Source organism: Streptomyces sp. NPDC005070, assembly GCF_053600395.1.
In genome coordinates this window covers 1-1891 of record NZ_JBSFZS010000425.1, presented here as the reverse complement: position 1 = coordinate 1891, position 1891 = coordinate 1, and the positions used below count along the sequence as shown (strand labels likewise).

The following is a 1891-nucleotide window of genomic DNA, read 5'->3' as shown; positions in this document are numbered from 1 at the left end:
GCGGCGTCGGAAGGGTCGCCGGTGACCTGGGCCTCGACGGCGGCCACGATGCGCGGCAACAGTCGGTCATAGACGGCGGCGTCGGCGATCACGCGCTGCACGGAGATGCAGGACTGGCCGCCCTGGTAGTTGGAGAAGGTCGCAATGCGAGTCGCGGCCCAGTCCAGTTCGTCGTCGGTGCTGTAGTCGCCCAGTACCACTGCCGCGCCGTTGCCGCCCAGTTCCAGGGTGCAGTGCTTCCGCGGGACCGAGTCCATGATCGCGTAGCCGACCTTCTCCGAGCCGGTGAAGGAGATAACCGGAATGCGATCGTCTTGAACCAGTGCGGGCATGCGCTCGTTGGCCACCGGCAGGATCGACCAGGATCCGGCGGGGAGTTCGGTTTCAGCCAGCAGCTCGCCCAGAACCAGTCCGGAGAGCGGAGTGTTGGGTGCAGGTTTGAGGATGATCGGCGCGCCTGCGGCAATGGCCGGGGCGACCTTGTGGGCGCACTGGTTCAGTGGGAAGTTGAAGGGCGTGATGCCCAGAATGACGCCCTTGGGGAAGCGGCGGGTCAGCGCCAGACGGCCTTCACCGCCTGCGTCGGTGTCGAGGCGCTGGGCATCGCCGCCATTGAAGCGGCGGGCCTCCTCGCCGGCGAAGCGAAACACGGAGACAGCGCGGCCCACCTCACCCCGGGCCCACTTGATCGGCTTGCCGTTCTCGGCGGAGATGAGCTGCGCTATTTCCTCGGTCCGCTCGGCCAGGCGCCTGGCCACGTGGTCCAGTGCTGCGGCGTGGACGTGCGCGGGCGTGGCGGCGAACTCGTCGCGCACGGCGTGGGCGGCGGCGACGGCCTCTTCGATCTGTGAGCCGGTCGGCACAGAGACCCTGCCGACTGGGCGGCCGTCCCATGGCGAGGTCACGTCCAAGGTGTCGTCGCCTTCGGCCGGTCGGCCGGCGAGCCAGAAGGGATGTATGGAAGACATAAGGTGGCTTCAGCTCTCTCTGGGAAAGGCTTCGATCGATGTGCAAGCCACCGTAGGGTCCGATGTAACGAACTTTGTTTGTTCTGATCGTCAGGTTGGGCGAGAGCTGTAGGCCGGTTCGGCGTGATGCGCACAAGCCGAACCGCCAAGCGCAGGGCCTGGTGGGCGACGCGAGGCACCAGGGTGGGCTGCTCCTTGCAGATGCTGCGGAGGAGCTCCTGTAGGTGCTCGCACTCGTCGAGCGGCAGGAGTACGCACAGTCCGCCGGCGCGGGCGCGGGTGAGAACGTCCGTCAGGCGGGTGCGCTCGTCCTCGCCGGAGCGCCGGGGCCAGGGTGCTGCTCAGAGAGGGCAGGGCGCGGGGATGGGCCGCAAAGAGTGCCGCGAGGTCGGGCACGGTCGGTTCATGACTGTCGGGGACGGTGTACCCGAGCCGCCGTACGAGGGCGCGTGCATGTGCCGCGTAGCTGATCAGGCCCCCGGTTCGTCCCCGAACAGACGACCCAAGTGATCGTCTCGACCGCCCACAAAGCCAAAGGGGGCTGCGGGAGGCGCTTCGGCCCGAGCTGTACGAGGCCGTACTGGCCGTCCGCCGCGCGGTGAGGCGGAGCTGTTCGCGATGTTCACCGACGCGGACGTCATCGAGGCCGTCCGCTTGCGGTATTGGCTGGCTACTCCTCGGGCTCCCAGGCGATCAGACGCTCGAACACCTGCTGGTCGCCCTCGGTCTTCAGGTCGCTCAGCGTGAGGCGGCCCCAGACGAAGAGGAGCAGCTGCTCGGCCGTGCCCGTGGCCGAAGCGGAGGCGGGCGCGGCGTCGTCCGTGAGGGGTGCGGGCCAGGCGCCGGTGCCGTCCAGCGAGAGGAGCCAGGAGCGGCCCTCGGTGGCGTGGTAGTGGATGGTGGCGTCCTCGTGCGGCCAGGCC

1 protein-coding gene and 1 pseudogene are annotated in these 1891 nt (G+C 68.7%); both read right to left on the bottom strand.

Annotated features, from left to right (window positions below; translation table 11 throughout):
• On the bottom strand, positions 1 to 968 hold a 968-nt coding region (locus tag ACWEBX_RS39845), incomplete at its 3' end, for an aldehyde dehydrogenase family protein (protein WP_451889589.1).
• A gap of 670 nt (positions 969 to 1638) precedes the next feature.
• Positions 1639 to 1891: pseudogene (locus tag ACWEBX_RS39840) on the bottom strand (hypothetical protein); the annotation flags it as partial.